At 39.5% G+C, this 16,318-nt stretch carries 16 protein-coding genes; 9 read left to right on the forward strand and 7 right to left on the reverse strand.

Features of this window, described 5'->3' with window-relative positions; all coding sequences use genetic code 11:
- The first annotated feature begins 43 nt into the window (after nt 1-43).
- Together PMAN_RS17730 and PMAN_RS17735 are read left to right on the forward strand one after the other, a co-directional pair.
- The gene (locus PMAN_RS17730) at nt 44-853 is read left to right on the forward strand and encodes a hypothetical protein (protein WP_010556774.1); all 810 of its coding nucleotides are present in this window, start codon (nt 44-46) and stop codon (nt 851-853) included.
- Between the two features lie 92 nt (nt 854-945).
- Entirely contained in the window at nt 946-1,530 is a 585-nt protein-coding gene (locus tag PMAN_RS17735) for a thymidine kinase (RefSeq protein WP_010556773.1), read from the forward strand.
- Here the strand turns inward: PMAN_RS17735 and ltaE are convergent.
- Both ltaE and rlmF read right to left on the reverse strand, forming a co-directional pair.
- Nucleotides 1,513-2,517, reverse strand: coding sequence for a low-specificity L-threonine aldolase (gene ltaE / locus PMAN_RS17740; protein ID WP_010556772.1), 1,005 nt, complete (start codon nt 2,515-2,517; stop codon nt 1,513-1,515). The two genes, PMAN_RS17735 and ltaE, sit on opposite strands and share 18 nt — an antisense overlap.
- A gap of 18 nt (nt 2,518-2,535) precedes the next feature.
- Nucleotides 2,536-3,468: a 23S rRNA (adenine(1618)-N(6))-methyltransferase RlmF gene (gene rlmF / locus PMAN_RS17745; RefSeq protein WP_010556771.1), complete on the reverse strand. Its 933-nt coding sequence runs from the start codon at nt 3,466-3,468 to the stop codon at nt 2,536-2,538.
- 128 nt (nt 3,469-3,596) lie between these two features.
- On the opposite strand from rlmF, the gene PMAN_RS17750 reads away from it, so the two are divergent.
- On the forward strand, nt 3,597-4,511 hold the full coding sequence (locus PMAN_RS17750) for an alpha/beta fold hydrolase (RefSeq protein WP_010556770.1): 915 nt from the start codon (nt 3,597-3,599) through the stop codon (nt 4,509-4,511).
- Here PMAN_RS17750 and PMAN_RS17755 read toward each other — a convergent pair.
- The 3 genes from PMAN_RS17755 to PMAN_RS17765 all read right to left on the reverse strand — a co-directional run bounded on the left by PMAN_RS17755 (nt 4,483) and on the right by PMAN_RS17765 (nt 9,088).
- Complete coding sequence (locus tag PMAN_RS17755; RefSeq protein WP_010556769.1) at nt 4,483-5,919, reverse strand: tetratricopeptide repeat-containing sulfotransferase family protein; 1,437 nt, start codon at nt 5,917-5,919, stop codon at nt 4,483-4,485. The two genes, PMAN_RS17750 and PMAN_RS17755, sit on opposite strands and share 29 nt — an antisense overlap.
- A gap of 85 nt (nt 5,920-6,004) precedes the next feature.
- Nucleotides 6,005-8,587 (reverse strand): TonB-dependent receptor plug domain-containing protein, encoded by a 2,583-nt coding sequence (locus PMAN_RS17760; protein ID WP_010556768.1) that lies wholly within the window; start codon nt 8,585-8,587, stop codon nt 6,005-6,007.
- A 330-nt stretch (nt 8,588-8,917) separates the two neighbouring features.
- On the reverse strand, nt 8,918-9,088 hold the full coding sequence (locus PMAN_RS17765) for an oxidoreductase-like domain-containing protein (RefSeq protein WP_010556767.1): 171 nt from the start codon (nt 9,086-9,088) through the stop codon (nt 8,918-8,920).
- Between the two features lie 102 nt (nt 9,089-9,190).
- On the opposite strand from PMAN_RS17765, the gene PMAN_RS17770 reads away from it, so the two are divergent.
- Nucleotides 9,191-9,613, forward strand: a complete 423-nt coding sequence (locus PMAN_RS17770) for a hypothetical protein (protein ID WP_021032409.1) — start codon at nt 9,191-9,193, stop codon at nt 9,611-9,613.
- 88 nt (nt 9,614-9,701) lie between these two features.
- The gene (locus PMAN_RS17775; RefSeq protein ID WP_010556765.1) at nt 9,702-11,066 is read left to right on the forward strand and encodes a leucyl aminopeptidase family protein; all 1,365 of its coding nucleotides are present in this window, start codon (nt 9,702-9,704) and stop codon (nt 11,064-11,066) included.
- Nucleotides 11,067-11,097: 31 nt separating this feature from the next.
- On the opposite strand, the gene gloA2 is transcribed toward PMAN_RS17775, so the two are convergent.
- Both gloA2 and PMAN_RS17785 read right to left on the reverse strand, forming a co-directional pair.
- Nucleotides 11,098-11,484: an SMU1112c/YaeR family gloxylase I-like metalloprotein gene (gene gloA2 / locus PMAN_RS17780; protein ID WP_010556764.1), complete on the reverse strand. Its 387-nt coding sequence runs from the start codon at nt 11,482-11,484 to the stop codon at nt 11,098-11,100.
- Nucleotides 11,485-11,552: 68 nt separating this feature from the next.
- Nucleotides 11,553-12,626, reverse strand: coding sequence for a ketoacyl-ACP synthase III (locus PMAN_RS17785; RefSeq protein WP_006791646.1), 1,074 nt, complete (start codon nt 12,624-12,626; stop codon nt 11,553-11,555).
- Between the two features lie 153 nt (nt 12,627-12,779).
- Here PMAN_RS17785 and PMAN_RS17790 point away from each other — a divergent pair, with 153 nt between their 5' ends.
- Genes PMAN_RS17790 through PMAN_RS17805 form a run of 4 tightly spaced genes read left to right on the forward strand, consistent with a single transcriptional unit; the run spans nt 12,780 to nt 16,314 of the window.
- Nucleotides 12,780-14,084, forward strand: coding sequence for a metal-dependent hydrolase family protein (locus PMAN_RS17790; RefSeq protein WP_010556763.1), 1,305 nt, complete (start codon nt 12,780-12,782; stop codon nt 14,082-14,084).
- A gap of 8 nt (nt 14,085-14,092) precedes the next feature.
- Entirely contained in the window at nt 14,093-14,500 is a 408-nt protein-coding gene (locus PMAN_RS17795) for a nuclear transport factor 2 family protein (RefSeq protein WP_010556762.1), read from the forward strand.
- 54 nt (nt 14,501-14,554) lie between these two features.
- On the forward strand, nt 14,555-15,790 hold the full coding sequence (locus PMAN_RS17800) for an ATP-binding protein (RefSeq protein WP_021032408.1): 1,236 nt from the start codon (nt 14,555-14,557) through the stop codon (nt 15,788-15,790).
- Complete coding sequence (locus tag PMAN_RS17805) at nt 15,790-16,314, forward strand: response regulator transcription factor (RefSeq protein WP_010556760.1); 525 nt, start codon at nt 15,790-15,792, stop codon at nt 16,312-16,314. The genes PMAN_RS17800 and PMAN_RS17805 overlap by 1 nt, the downstream gene beginning before the upstream one ends.
- Nucleotides 16,315-16,318: the final 4 nt, after the last annotated feature.

Below are 16,318 nucleotides of genomic sequence, written 5' to 3' on the forward strand. Positions count from 1 at the left end.
TATAAAGGTTACACTATAAAAAATACTCCAATAAAAAATAGCTATGCAATTTAATACACTATTTTATATATTTATCTTTTTATGTATCTTACCAATTAATGGCGCAAACGCCGCTGCTAAAAAGTTGCTTTTTTGCTATGAAGACAAGGAAATTGCGCCAATGTTTTTAGGTACAGGGCAAGAGATTCCGATTCAAAGGCCCGGAGCTTCGGCAGACGTACTCCGGCTATTGGACGACGCAGTTGATGGTGTTGATATTGAGTTTGTAAGAAAACCTTGGCGAAGGTGCTTGAAGGATCTTGAATCAAATAAAGTAAATGCAGTTATTGCTAGCTTCAGAGAAGGCAGAGAGCGAATAGCCGTTTACCCAATGGATGAAGATGCAAAACCTAATGCTCAGTTTGCTATTAGCAGGTTTGGCAGCTGCTTGTTAGGTCGTGATAAATTTCGATCGCAATGGCAATCACGCGATAAGTTTAATACCAAAACATTTACAATTGCTGTGCCAAGCGGTTATGGCTTGAGCGCTGTTTTAAAAAAAGAACCTCTTTTTGTTCACGAGACGGTATCTAAAAAAAATGCATTTGAGCTACTTAACAAAGGGGTTGTGGACTCAAGCATAGATATTTGCCAAGTTAATAAAATTAAAACGTCTAGTTACCCTTATAGTGACACCGATGTAAAAGCACTATTTCCCCCATACGAATTTACGCTTGGTTATTTAGTTTTTTCGCATCAATTTTATGAAAATCATCCGACGCTTAGTCATAAAATGTGGCAGTGGGTTAGTGAATTTGATTCGGCTCCTATCTACATTGATTATTTAAATTCTGCCAAACAACCTCAAAACTAATACTTTAAATCATAAGCTTATTTGGCGTTTGAAATTGGTATTCAGTGCATATTAGGGTAGCATAAGCGCACTTTTTGTAACTTGGCACCATCATGGCTCAATTATACTTTTACTATTCTGCAATGAATGCGGGAAAATCTACCACCTTATTACAATCGGCTTTTAATTATAAAGAGCGAGGTATGGAGCCAGTTATCCTCACTGCAGCTATTGACGATAGAGAAGGTGTTGGCAAGGTTTCGTCTCGAATAGGTTTGCAAGCAGATGCACATGTATTTGATGCAAGTAAAGATGTTTATGATTTGATTCAATTACTTAACAATGAAAAAAAACGCCATTGTATATTAGTCGATGAATGTCAGTTTTTATCCAAAGAGCAAGTCATGCAGTTAACGGATGTAGTAGATGAGTTAGGCATTCCTGTGCTTTGCTACGGTTTACGAAACGACTTTAGAGGTGAGTTGTTTGTTGGCTCTCAATACCTACTAGCTTGGGCTGATAAATTAATTGAGCTTAAAACGGTGTGCCATTGTGGGCGCAAAGCCAATCACGTATTACGTACCGATGAAAATGGTGATGCCATTGCCGATGGTAATCAAGTTGAAATTGGCGGCAACGATCGTTATGTATCGGTATGCCGCAAACATTACAAAGCCGCTTTAAATATGGGCCGATAACGCGTTAATAAAGGTGTCTATATCTTTTCGAGTTATCCCTAAATGCGTAACTAGCCTGAGTTGTTTACTTGGGCTTATTAGAACACCTTGCTGTTTTAGCTTCGCAGCTATATCTACAATATTAAAATCTTCATCACAAGATGCATACACCATATTGGTCGTATTACTCATATCTACGTTAAAGCCTTCAAGTGAGCTTAAACATTCAGCTAGGTAGCGCGCATTAGCATGATCGTCTTTTAAGCGACTTATGTTATTTTCAAGCGCATATTGCCCCGCAGCAGCGAGCATTCCGGCTTGTCGCATACCACCACCAAGTACTTTACGCCATCGCCTAGCTTTATTTACCAACGAAGATGACCCCAATAATAATGATCCAACCGGTGCACCTAACCCTTTAGATAAGCAAATAGACACAGAGTCAAAATGTTTCGTTATTTGTTTAATATCAACTTCTAACTCAACTGATGCATTAAACGCACGTGCGCCATCTAAATGCAGAGCTAAATTATGCTCATTAACAAAGTCCCGTGCTTGGGCAAGGTACTCTAGGCTAAGTACTTTACCGCCAATGGTATTTTCTAGGCTTAGTAATCGCGTTTTTGCAAAGTGGCTATCGTCTGGTTTAATTGCAGCGGCTATTTTATTGAAATTAATGGAACCGTTTTGTTCGTTTTCTATCGGTTGTGGCTGTATAGAGCCTAGAACTGCTGCACCACCACCTTCAAATTTATAATTATGCGCATTTTGGCCACAAATATATTCGTCCCCACGTTCACAATGTGCCATTAAACCAAGTAAATTTGCTTGTGTTCCAGAGCTGCAAAAAAGTGCGGCTTCAAAATTAAAACGAGTAGAAGCGAAGTTTTCTAGGTTATTTACACTTTCATCGTCGCCATAAACATCATCACCGACTGGTGCACTGTACATGATATCGCGCATTTCTTTTGTTGGCTTGGTGACCGTATCTGAACGAAAATCTATCATATTTTTTCTTTTTCTTATTTAATCAAGTTCATTACAAATGTGTTCACGCGTCTCTTTATCAAAGTAACTCCAAGCAAGAAATCGGCTAACTTTTTGCCCTTGAGCCATATCAATAATTTTATATTCCGCAATTGGGTATGTTTTTAGTTTTGCTTCAAGTGCACTAAGTGAGTCTTTTTTTGAGACTAAAGATGTAAACCACAACACTTGTTGTGCAAATTCTTCACTTTCTGCAATCATTGTTGTAATAAATTGTACTTCACCACCTTCGCACCAAAGCTCGTTGTTGTTACCACCAAAGTTAAGCGTTTTACTGGGCGCTTTTCCTAAGTTTTTCCATTTTCGTTCACTTCCTTTTTTTGCCTCTTGTTCGCTTGCATGAAATGGCGGGTTACAAAGCGTTAAGTGATATAAATCTTTTTGGTTTATAACACCTTTAAATATATTAGCCGGTTTTTTTTGCAGCTTAACCGTTATTTTTAAGGCATTAAATTGTGCAATTTGCTTGGCTATTTTAACCGAGACAGGGTCTATATCTGAGCCAGTGAAGTGCCAGTTATATTCACTCGTCCCTGTTAATGGATAAACTAAATTTGCACCAGTACCTATATCAAGTACTTTAACCTGCTTACCTTGAGGGATTGTTTGTTTATTATCTTCGCTTAATAGATCGGCCAAGTGATGGATATAGTCTACCCGCCCTGGTATTGGTGGGCATAAGTTGTGCTCGGGAATATCCCAAAATTCAATATTATAGTGCGCTTTGAGTAGCGCTTGGTTGAGTGTTTTTACTGCTTTATTATTTGCAAAGTCAATACTTTTAGTACCTGCAGGCGTGTTAACTATATAAGGGCTTAAAGCCGGCAGCGCTGCTGTTAGTAAGTTAAAATCGTAACCGTTATTATGCTGATTGCGTGGGTGTAGTTTTGCACGTGGTGTATTTTTAGTCATGAATTTATTTTAGCACTCTATATCAATAGTTAATTGTAACAAATCCTCGTAATTAAAGTGCAGACAATTACTTTGGCATATTTAAAAATACTGGTACGATGAGTTGAGGGTAACAATAAGGATTAAGCGTGGCCATTTCTCAACAATCAATAACTATAAATTTAGCAGATAAACAAACACTGCATTTACGCAAAATATTCGATGAACAACAAAATGGTCCCATCGTATTCTTTATGCATGGTGCAGTCGAAAATGGCAAAATTTTTTATACACATAGTAATAAAGGTCTTGCTCCATTTTTAGCTGAGCACGGATATCGTTGCTATGTCGCTGATCTGCGTGGGCGCGGAGAAAGTAAGCCTGTTATATCTAAATCTGCTGCCTATGGGCAAACCGAAGCTATATTAGAAGATATTCCCGCGTTTATTAACAAAATTGAGCAGCTCGAAGGTTCTAAACCAGATTACTGGGTGGCGCATTCGTGGGGTGGCGTTTTAATGAATAGCGTATTTGCACGCTTTCCACATTATATTGATGATGTAAAAGCATGTGTTTACTTTGGTTCAAAACGCTCACTGTTTAACAATCATCCAAAAAAGTTACTTCAAGCTAATTTTATTTGGTATTTTATGGCGCCATTACTAGCTAAAAAGCACGGGTATTTACCTGCAAAGCGCTTAAAGTGGGGAAGTGACGACGAAACCCAAAAGTCGCATTATCAAAGCATGCAGTGGGCTAAAAAAAAGCCTTGGGTTGATTCCGATGATAATTTTGATTATGCAAAAGCATTGCGTTCACTTCATTTGCCACCTACGCTACATATTGCAGCGGTTAAAGATAAAGCATTAGCGCAGCCAGTTGATATTCAAAGGTTTATTGATGAATCTGGCCCTGGTATCCAACAAATGCGTATTTATGGTCGTCGCCATGGACACCGTATAGATTACGACCACATAAATATGTTAACTCATCCAATAGCCCGTAAAGAGCAATTTAACGATTTACTTCAATGGTTTAAGAGTCACCCTTGTTCATTAGCTTGAGCAAGGGGACTTGGTATCGTTCCCATTTACTAACGGCATTTGTATTTACTGGCTGGCGAACAGCTTGTTTGCTCAGTGTTGTGACGGCTCTTTTTTGATTGTAAAACGATAAGCAGTTTTGCTCATATTTACACCCTAAAAACTCAAAAAGAGTATTTAATTGGTCTTTAGGATTATTTACTAAGTCTTCATAGGCTAAATTAAACACAGGTAATCTTAAAGTATTCCAATGTGTCATTAGTTTTTCATATAAGCCATGGTAGTGCTTAAATTCAGTTAAAGAGCAAAAGTACGGCTCGTTCTCAGCAAAATAGTTACTAAATACAGAAAATGCTGTGGCATTAACGTTACGTGATAAATTAATAAACTTAGCGTTTGGAAATAAAATATAAATCAGCCCGAGCGATTGATAATTGCTTGGTAGCTTATTAATAATAATCGGCCTTAACGGTGTCGCTGTTTTTAGTGTATCAATATAAATATTACGAGCTTGATTAATTAGGCCAGGCGTTAAATTTGCTAAGCACTGAGGATACGAAGTTTTGGTTTTTTGCTCTAAAAAGGCAACAACATTATTACTAATACTCGTGTTTTCGCCTAGGCTTGAACATTCGCTATGACTTATAAGCATTTGCTCTAGTAGAGTTGACCCGCTTCTTGGCATGCCAATTATAAATACAGGCGTGATTGTTGCGGAAAAGTCTTCTTCACGTGTAGCCAATAAATCAAGAGTATTGAATTTAATGATCTGATCATAAAAAGGGTCAAGCTCTTTGGTTGTAAACGTACTTAATTTATATTGTAGCGTATTTGCTAGCTCAAAATAGTTAAAAGCTTGATCTGTATCGTTTAGTTTATCGTAACTTTTGCCTAATGCGTAGTAACACACCATTTTAAGACGTAGGTTGTTAGTTTGAGTTACTAAGTGATGCAAATTACTAATGTAATTGTGTTCTTTATTAAAACGGCCAAGTTGTACTAATTCAAACAAAATATAGGCTGTGACAGGGTATAAGCCCATACTCAATGCGTGTGCAAATGTTGTGTGCGCTTTATCCAAATCACCATGTGTTAAATAATGCTGGGCTAAGTAATAATGTGGTTCAGGGTTATGGCTTGCTAGGCTTTTTGCATATTCTAATACGGTAAGTGCGTCCTGTGGTGAATTAACACCATTAAAAGCGTCTGCCAATGCGTGAAGCGGTTCTAACATGTGGGGTAAACGTTCGCAGGCTTTTTGTAGTAAATAAACTGCGGCATCAAACTTTTCTAGTCTTAGTGCTATTTTACCTAAACCAAATAAGGCTTCGCCATTTTCGGGCTCAGTAGCAAGTATCGTTTTGTAATGAAATTCAGCTTCTTTGAGCTTATTTTGTTCGAGCAGTTTGTTGGCTTTATCTAGTAGCATAGTGGGGCATTTTATTTTTTATTTACTATAAAATAAAAAAGGCGAAATGTCTTAACATTTCGCCTTAATGCTTTCATTCTAAAAATTAGAAAGTATACGTGGCCTTAGCGTAGTAGAAACCACCGTTAATACCGTAAGGAGATGTTTCGTAGTATTTACCACCCCAGTTATTATTTGGGATACCCGTTGCATCTTGGAAATCAAGTTTTTCAGCATCTTGGTCAAGTAAGTTTTGTGCACCTACAGAGAAGCTGATTGAATCGTTCACAAAGTACGTAATTTCTGCATCAAGTGTTACAGATGCGTCTGCTGTTTTAGCTGTTGCATCGTAATCAACATGAACACCTTGATATTCGCCATAGTAGTTAAGACGAGTAAACGCAGAGATTGATTCCCACTGTTGTGCCCACGTAAGTGTTGCACGGTGGTTAGGTAAGTCTTCTTCTAGGCGTTTAACTTTAAACTCACCCGTAATATCACTGAACTTAGTTACTTCAGTTTCATTCCAGTTGTAAGCAAGGCTAAATGTAGAGCTGCCACCTAAAATATCTGCTGTGTAATTAGCTACAACATCAACACCTTGAGTTGTTGTATCAAAGTCATTAGTGAAGAAACTAACTTGCGCAAGACCTTCAACATTAGGTACACCCGCAGCTGAAAGTGTATCTTTATCAGCTTGGCTAAGCGTAATTTTTTCAGATTGACTGATACGGTCTTCAACTTGAATGTTGTAGTAATCAACAGTTAGGAACAAATCGCCAATTGTATAAACTGCACCAAATGTATAACTTTGCGATTCTTCAGGTTGTAGCTCCGTACCACCAAGTTGAACAGCAACAGGGTTTGTTGGTGGTAATAATGCAGAATCTCTTAACACACCATCACTTAAGTTTGTTTGAACGTTACTTACGTTTGCTTGACCAACAGTTGGTGCACGGAAACCTGTGCTAATTGAACCACGAATATTTAGGTCTTCAGTTACATGGTACTGAGCCATTAATTTGTAGTTTGTTGTGCTACCAAACGAGTCGTAGTCTTCAAAGCGAAGCGCTAAGCCCATTAAGAAGTCTTCTGTAAATGGTGCTTCAACGTCTACAAATGCTGCGTAGTTACGGCGTGTAAACTCACCTGCTTGCGACGGTTTGAAACCAGGGAAGCCGTTTGAGCCAATGCCAAAGCCTTGCGCTGTTAATGGACCCGCTGTGTAAGATGCTTCATCACCAGAAATAACGGTGAATGTTTCTTCATGCCACTCTAAACCACCGGCTACGTTCACATCATATGCTAGGCCAAAGTCGTAGCCTTTAGATAGATCTAAATTAAAGTTTTTCTCTAGCTGCTCGTATTTACCCGGACTAAAATCACGAGGTGTGTCTGGGCCTAAAGATGCATTAACTGTGTTGTAAATAAAGTAACGAGATTCATTTAGACCCACAGTACCGCTTAAATCATACAATACGTCTTTCATGAAGCCGTCTGTAAATTCACCTTTTGTACCAATGGTTAAAGAGGTATCAGTGATGTTCCCACCAAAGTTTGGTGTAAAACCACCCGGGATCATTTCGTTAAATGCAAAACAATCTGGGTTGTTAGCTACGCCGTTTACGTAAGCCGGGTCGTCTAATACATTACCATCTGTAATTGAAATGGTAGGACAGTTACCGCTCATGTCGTCAGTTAAGTCTGCAACAAGGAGTGTTGCGCCATCATCGTTTGAATATACACCTGAACGAGTATGCGGGTTACGATAGTAAAAGCCACCACGTACATCGCGCTCAGAGTAGTTACCAAACATGTAAAATTGTGAGTTGTTTGTTAAGTCTAGGCCTACATTACCAAAAAGTGAGATATCGTCATCAACTTCTGGTGCACCCCAAACTTGAGCAAGAGACGAAACATCAGGTACGCCTGCTGCTGCAAAACCTGCTGCATCTGGGCGTTGAACTGAACGACTCGTTGCATCTGCTGTTTTGTATTGGAAGCTTAAGTTTGCAAAACCACTGTCTGTAAACGGTAAACCTACGTTACCAGAAATTTGAGTTGTATCGCCGTCGCCTTCAAAATATTGACCTTTACGAACTTCAAACTTACCGCCTTCTGAAGCGTCTTTTAATTGGAAGTTCATTACACCTGCAATAGCATCAGAACCGTACTGAGCGGCTGCACCGTCACGAAGTACTTCTACTTGTTTAATTGCAATGCTAGGAATAACTGAAATATCGGCGCCTTGTGCACCATCGTTAATACCACCACCTAGAAATGCGATTACAGATGCACGGTGACGACGTTTGCCGTTTAAAAGTACTAGCGTGCTGTCTGATGGTAAACCACGAAGGTTAGCAGGGCGAACTAGTGATGCTGCATCACTAATAGGGTTTTGATGAACGTTGAAAGAAGGAACTGAGCCTTTAAGAAGTTCTAGCATGTCAGTGTTACCTGACTTTTCTAGCTCTTCGCCACCTATGATATCAATAGGAACGGGTGAATCACCAATTGAACGTGGAGCTGAACGCGTACCTACTACAGCAATTTTCTCTACATTTTTATTAACTTTAACTTCGCTTTGTTCATCTGCTGCTATTGCAGAGCCCGAGATGAATAATCCGGCGGTGGTTGTGGCTAATGCAAATTTAATCGCTTGGTTTAGCGTATTATTTTTTAATTTCATTCTAAATTTCCCCAGTTAGAATAATTTTGTTTTAGTCGTACTTTAAAGCACGCCTTAATCATAATTGTGGAACGAACAGAGTGGTTTTACGCGATTGAAATATCGAATCAAAAGAGCGTAAATACTCACCTTCTGTTAACTCCTGAATACAGACTATACATAAAAAACAACAAGAGCAATTATTAATTAACTATTAAATAACAAAACTTTAATTAGGTAAAAAATCCAAAGGTGGTGCATTTTAGTGCTACTTACAACCATTTGTGTGCAGGTTGGGTTATAATTGGGAATATTAATGCAGGTGGGGGAGGGTTTTTCGAGGTTGGCTTTTTAAATGTCATCCTGGTTTTTTGTTTTAGTTTGCAAATTTGTTAATTTCCATGTTGCTAATTTTTCTCTATATTCATCCCACACACATGAATAACAATTGCCACTGCCGCAACATTCATCAGATTTTGGTTTTTCAGGTTTTTGTGGAATTTGAGTTGTTAAATCAGTCATAGTTAATACTTTTTGGCACTAGTTTGGTGCAAAGGATAAAGTATAGTCATAATCAAGTAAATTATTCTTTGTTAACCCAACAGCATGTGTGAAAATATAGAAATGCGATTATATAAAGTTATTCACCGTGCCCCTTGGCGTGTAGTAAAAATTAGTAAAAAGCGTCAGCAGCTTCGTTTTCGTCGCGCTATGGTGGCGCTTAAAATTGCACTTGCACAAGAAAAACAAGAAACCAAAGAAATGTTGGCCATATATAAGCGTTATACACAAGGGCAAACAAATAGTGCAGAGCTTAAACGAGCGAATGAGCAGTTTGTCGATATTTTAAAAGGCCTTGGGTTGGGCGTATTTGCTGTGCTTCCTTTTTCACCCGTTACTATTCCACTTGTTGTTAAGCTAGGGCGGTTAGTGGGGGTGGATGTATTGCCCAGCTCGTTTAGCATTAATAAATCAATAAAAGAACTCGATAACGAAATAGAACAATCGCATCAAGAATCAGTTAAAAAAGATATACACAATAAATAACACTAAAAACTCGACAATTAGCGATACCTTTTAATAGTGCTTATTGATATCCTCATAAGAACAATTTTTACAATTTATGAGCTATTTAATGAGTGCATTACTTCGCAATACATCTTCTGGTATTCCTTTATCATTTATTCTTAAAAGCGAACTCTCTGATTGGCAATCAAAGCAGCCAACATTTATTCAAAATTGGCTAAACAATACAGGCTTTGAAAAGCAAGGTTTAGCGTTAATTCCCGATAGCAATTCCGGAGAGTTGTCCCAAGTAATTTGTTTAATGCAAAGCCCAAACGACTTTTGGGCTGCTGGCAATTTGGCCAATACGCTACCAGTGGGTAGTTATCAAATTCAAGGTGACGATACGTTTATAGAGTTTGTGGCATTAGGATTTGTTCTTGGTGGCTACGAATTTAGTGAATACAAAGAAAAACCGACTGTTAAAGCCGAGTTGTGTATTGGCGATGAACAGCTTTACACGCGTATCAAACAGCAAGCGGAAGCTATTTTTTTAGCGCGTGATTTAGTAAACACACCTGCCGTCGATATGATGCCGCAACATTTATCGCAAGTGATGGAAGATTTGGCTTCAACTCATGGCGGTGATTTTTCACAGTGGATAGGCGATGAATTGTTAGAGCAAAACTACCCAACTATTCATATGGTAGGTCGTGCAAGCGAGAATAAACCGCGTTTGCTTGATTTAAAGTGGGGAGCAGATGATGCGCCACTAATAACGCTTGTTGGTAAAGGTGTGTGTTTTGACTCTGGCGGGCTCGACTTAAAGCCAAGCAATGGTATGCGTAATATGAAAAAAGACATGGGCGGTGCTGCGCATGTTATTGCATTAGCTCAGCTGATTATGGCTGCTAAATTGCCTGTCCGTTTGAGAGTATTAGTACCGGCAGTTGAAAATGCGGTGTCGCGAAATGCATTTCGCCCGGGCGATGTTGTAAAAACGCGCAAAGGTATTATGGTTGAAATAGATAACACGGATGCTGAAGGGCGTTTAGTTTTGTGTGACGCGTTAAGTGAAGCACAAAACGATAATCCGGAGCTTATTATTGATTTTGCAACATTAACGGGGGCATGTCGTGTAGCGTTAGGTACTGAGTTACCTGGTTTCTTTTCTACAGAGCGTGATGTAGCAAATGGTATAATTGATGCAGGAATCAGTGTGAATGACCCTGTTTGGCAGTTGCCTTTATTTGAGCAGTATCGTGGATTTTTGAAAAGTGATGTAGCAGATATGGCTAATAGTGCAAGTACACCATTTGGTGGCGCAATTACCGCCGCACTTTACTTAAAAGAATTTGTAGAGCCAACCACGCCTTGGGTCCATTTTGATGTGATGGCATGGAATTTACGTGCGCTGCCAGGTCGCCCTACTGGCGGTGAAGCACTTGGCATTAGAGCCGTGTTTAACTATTTGCAAAACCGCTTTAATCATTAATTACCCGTAAAACATTAGCGCTATATGAAGCTTAAACTTCATATAGCTCTAGCGGTAAATCATCTGGGTCGGCAAAAAAAGTAAATTTTTTACCTGTAATTTCATCAATTCTAATCTCTTCAACTGCCACACTTTTACTTTCTAAATATTCTTTTGCTTTAGTTACATTGTCGACTTTAAACGCTAAATGGCGTAAGCCTTGTGCTTCCGGATAACTAGGCCTTGAGGGCGCACCCTTAAACGAAAACAACTCAACTTGACTACCATCAGGCATTGCTAAGTCTAACTTATATGAATTACGCTTTTCCCTGTAATGCTCGTTAATAATGTTGAGTTTTAAAATTTCACTATAAAAATGTTTAGAGCGAGGATAATTACAGCAAATAATTGCAGCATGATGAATACCTAGAAGCTCCATAAATTTATCTTCCTTAAATAAAAAACGCACTAAAAAGTGCGTTTTAATTATACGTTTTTAAAGCAAGCTTATTCAGCGTCTTTACATGCTTTTACAGCTGGCGCCACAAGCTCTAAACCTGTTTGGGTGCAAGGTGCTAATTGTGCGTCGCTAACGCTAATTGGAGTTACACGTTCGCCCCATTTTATGTAGCTTGCAGCCCATGTTAAACCCGCGCCAAAAGCCGCAGACATAATATTTGAATGAGGCTTTATTAACCCTTGTTCAACTGCTTCACATAGCGCAATAGCAATGGTTGCAGCTGATGTGTTGCCATAATCTGCAATGTTAACCATTACTTTTTCATCAGGTACTTTTAAACGGTGCTGGATTGCCTGAATTATGCGTAAATTAGCCTGATGTGGTACTAGTACGTTTATGTCGTCTAGGCTTAAATTAGCTTGCTCAAGAACGTCGTCACAGGCTTCACTCATACCTTTTACGGCACGTTTGAATATTTCTCTGCCTTCAAATAACAGATCAGATGGTCCAATGGGTTCATATTTGTTCAAATCACTACCAAAGTTAGTAATATGAAGAATGTCGCGGTCTTCACTATCACACCCTGTTTTAGTGCCAAGTAAACCTGCCGGTGTTTCTGCAGCTTCCAGTACCACAGCACCAGCGCCATCACCAAATAGCACTGCACTGTCGCGGCGCGCCCAGTTTACATACCAAGTCATTCGTTCAGCAGCAATAACGACTGCTTTTTTGATCATGCCTGCTTGAATTTGCGCAGTAGCAGCTTGTAATGCGTATAAAAAGCCAGAACACGCAGCATTTGTATCCATGGCGGCTGCGCCTGTTGCGCCAATATTTTTTTGCACTTGAGATGCCGTATTTGCAACAACTGTTGAAGGCGTACAAGTTGCAAGTATGACAAGATCAATGTCTTTTGCGTCAATACCTGCGCAAGCAAGTGCGTGTTTTGCAGCAACAGTTGCCAGCTCTGCCGTACTTACATGGCTTACACGGCGAGATTTGATGCCAGTACGCGTGGTGATCCACTCGTCGGTGGTATCAACTATTTCGCTAATTTCATCGTTGCTAATACTTGCTGGTGGTATGCATTTGCCCCAACCAGTGATATGTGCGTATGGCATAGTGTGTTCTCTTAAGGTGGTATAACTTCAATTTATTACCGGCAAGTTATACCAAAATTCGACTTATAAGACTAGTTTATAGCATGCTTTGTATCGTAAATATTCGCTATTAAAGGTTTTTTAGAGTAAAGCTAGTATAAAAAAGGAGCATGTATGAAAACAGCACTCACAACATTATCGTCAATTGTATTGGCAATGTTCGTTAATAATGTAAACGCAGCACAATCTAAAATCATTTACGCAGGTAGTTTACTTGTAGCACCTGAGCAGGCATTAAAAAAAGAACAAACCTTAGTTGTTACCAATGACAAAATAACGGCTATTAAAGACGGTTATGTATCAAAGTCAGTACTTAATTTACCCGATGCTGAAATAGTTAATTTAAAAAACCAGTTTGTTATGCCAGGTTTGATTGATATGCATGTGCATGTAACTTTTGAACGTGACGCTAAAGCAAACCCACACCGTTGGGCTACAGAATATGAAGCCGATTATGCGCTTCGTTCTATTAAATATTTACAGCGTACGCTTGATGCCGGCTTTACGTCGGTGCGTGATTTAGGCAGCGACTATCAAGTTATTTTTCCGTTAAAACGAGCAATTGAACGACAAGACATTGCAGGACCTCGTATTTTTGCAGCCGGTAATACAATATCGCCAAGCGGCGGTCATGCTGATATTCATGGCTACAGAAAAGACATAACCGATGTTTTTAAAACGACATTAGGCATTTGTAATGGCGCTGACGATTGCCGCCGTGCTGTGAGAGAAGTTATTAAAAGTGGTGCTGATGTAATTAAAATTACTGCAACGGGTGGTGTGTTGAGTAATACCGCAGCGGGAGTGAATCAACAACTCACTGATGATGAGCTTGCTGCTATTGTAGATACAGCGCATCATTTAGGGCGTAAGGTAACAGCGCATGCCCACGGAACAGAAGGAATTAAAGCAGCACTTAGAGCTGGGGTTGACTCAATAGAGCACGGGTCTTATTTAGATAAAAAAACAGTCGATTTATTCAACAAAACGCAGGCCTATTTAGTTCCCACACTGCTTGCTGGTGCCACGGTAAGTGAAGAGGTACTTACTAATCCTAATATGCCAGCGGCAATTGCGAATAAAGTGCGAGAAGTAACGCCTAAAATGCAGGCGTCGTTTAAGTTAGCGCTTAAAAACAAGGTAAACATTGCCTTTGGTACCGACTCGGGTGTATCGCGTCATGGTCTTAATGCAAACGAGTTTGGTTTAATGGTAAGTAATGGAATGAGTGAGGCGCATGCAATAAGGTCAGCCACAGTGTATGCTGCTAAATTGTTAGGGCAAAGCCATCAGTTAGGCGACTTGAGTGTTGGTAAGCAAGCAGATATTATCAGCGTAAATGGTTCGCCACTTGAAGACATAAACGTACTTAAAAACGTGCAATTTGTTATGAAAGCAGGGCAAATATACAAGCAATAGGGAAGCACATGAGCAGCAAAATTAAAGCGTCGTTGTTTAATCATTTAATTGAGGCTGAGCGTCAATTACTTGAGCCTGAAGTTCGCCAATCAGAGCGTGCACTCGACGCTTTACTCGACGATGAGTTTATCGAAATTGCTGCTAATGGCACGTCGTTTAATAAATATCAAGTACTCACACACCTACCCACAGAGGTGGTGCCGCAGTTTTATAATCAGCATTTTAAAGGCCGAATGTTGAGTATAGATGTGGCGCAAATAAGTTATCAAGCAGCGTATAGGCGCTCAGCCCGTGCCGAATTTAATTATTCACTTCGCATGTCGTTATGGCGTAAAAATAGCGCACAGCAATGGCAAATGGTGTTTCATCAAGGCACACCGTGCGCTGCTTTTACAATTTCAATGGACGACGAGTAACGTTTTACCTCAACTCATTTTTATATATTAAATTGGAAAATCATTGTTTTGTTAATGCAAACTGATCCCACTATCAGCCGTTTACTTATGCTACGAAGCGGCGCCATTGCAGTACAATTAATTGCAGTATTAAGTGTTTATTTTTTACTTGATTACCAATTGGCATTACTGCCCTTACTTGGTGTTATTGCTTTAGAAGCTGCGTTTCAATTAGTCAGTCTATTTGCTTACCGACACGTTAGCCACGCTAAACCCTCGGTTATGCTGATGCAACTCACTGCTGACGTTTTGTTTTTAACTGTTTTGCTTTCTTTAAGTGGCGGCGCAACTAATGCATTTGTGTCGTTATTATTACTGCCCATCATGATAGCAGCGGTAACACTACGTGAAAAAGGCTTAGTCTATATTGCTTTGCTTGCCATTGCTGCATACAGCTTTTTGTTAATAAACATGCCCGATCACAGTATGCATCAAATGAACATGAGCGGCCACTTTGTTGGCATGTGGGTTAACTTTGTTTTAAGTACCAGTGTAATAGCGCTTGTGATAGGGGCTATGAGCCGTGCACTAAAAGAACGCGAACGCGTCATTGCTAAAGCACGAGAAAAACAACTACGAAATGAGCAACTAGTAACGCTTGATGGAGCTGCAGCACAAATAACTCATCAGTTAGCAACACCGATAGCTAACTTACAACTGTTGTTTGAAGAATTATTAGAGGAGCAACCAAACAATATTATAGTTAAACAGATGCAAACCCCACTTGAACAATGTCGCGATCAGCTCAATAGTTTTAGAGCGCTATCGGAGCAAATACGGGTTAAAAATGCTAAAGATCAAATAACCATAGCTCAATTACAAACAGCCATTAACGATACCTTTTTATTACAATACCCCGGTCAACATATAAAATGGTTTTCACCTCCCATTAATGCGATTCTTTTAAGTGATGCGATGTTATTGCCTGCTATATTAAATTTATTGCAAAATGCAGCTACGGCTAATCAAAAACAAGGTAAAACAGAGCTTGAGTTAAGCTGGGAGCTTAACCAGCAAGATCAATGTATAGATTTATTAATCCGTGATTTTGGCGATGGGTTTACGCCCTCACAACTAGCTGAACTAGGGGGGCAGGTAATGCCTAGCGAACAAGGCATGGGTTTGGCCGTGTTGTTATCTAACGTCACGTTTGAGCGACTAAATGGCTCACTAACCTTATTTAACCATAAAGAAGGCGGTGCCGTAGCAAAGGTACAATTAGCCATTATTAATAACGAGCAAACAGCATAATGAAGTTACTAATAATTGAAGATGATATAAATTTAGCCAGTACGCTTGCTAGGCGTTTAACTAAGCAAGGCTTTATATGTGACGTTGCGCATAATCAAAGTGATGCGTTACTTCGTGCGCGCCAATTAGTACCCGACTCTATTTTATTAGACATGAAACTTGGGGACGACAATGGCTTAATGCTTATAAAGCCACTGCGCAACTTATTAGAAAATACACATATAGTCTTATTAACTGGGTTTGCTAGCATTGCCACTGCGGTTGAAGCAATGCGCTTAGGGGCAAACGATTATTTAACTAAACCTATTGATATGGCAACATTATTAAAAGCACTTAATAACGAAACAAGTGAGCTTCAAACGAGTATTGATGATGCTGTTATGTCGCCTGAACGCTTAGAATGGGAGCATATTCAGCAAGTGCTACACAGTAATAATGGCAATATATCGGTCACAGCTAGGCAATTAAATATGCATAGACGCACATTGCAACGTAAGTTACAAAAAAAGCCGGTCCAGCACTAATCGC

This window comes from Pseudoalteromonas marina, from assembly GCF_000238335.3.
Classification (GTDB): domain Bacteria; phylum Pseudomonadota; class Gammaproteobacteria; order Enterobacterales; family Alteromonadaceae; genus Pseudoalteromonas; species Pseudoalteromonas marina.